Raw genomic sequence first — 276 nt, 5'->3', positions numbered from 1 at the left:
AACGGCTCGCCGATGCCTGCGCTGTGCGCGCGGATCAGTTGCGTCTGGAACAGCTCGATGTGCTCGACCTTGATGCGCGTGTCCTTGAGCAAGCCCACACCGGTGTTGAAGCTGTACATCATGGGGGCTTCATCGTGCATCCAGGTGGATTCGATGTAGTCGCGGCTTTGCTTGAGCGCGCTGCGCGAGGAATCGGCCAGTGCAACCTTCAGGTGCGGGGCGCGGGCCACGCTGAGGACTTGCGCGGCGGTGAGGTTGAAGCCGTCGATGGTGATG

1 protein-coding gene is annotated in these 276 nt (G+C 62.7%); it reads right to left on the bottom strand.

What is annotated here, in order from left to right:
- Positions 1–275 (bottom strand): aromatic amino acid lyase (locus HWE01_RS22685; RefSeq protein ID WP_241822964.1); only part of this gene is annotated, 275 nt, incomplete at its 3' end.
- Position 276: the final 1 nt, after the last annotated feature.

This window comes from Herbaspirillum sp. C7C8, assembly GCF_022627875.1.
In the GTDB taxonomy this organism is placed as follows: domain Bacteria; phylum Pseudomonadota; class Gammaproteobacteria; order Burkholderiales; family Burkholderiaceae_D; genus Herbaspirillum.
This window is presented reverse-complemented; position numbering and strand designations above follow the sequence as displayed.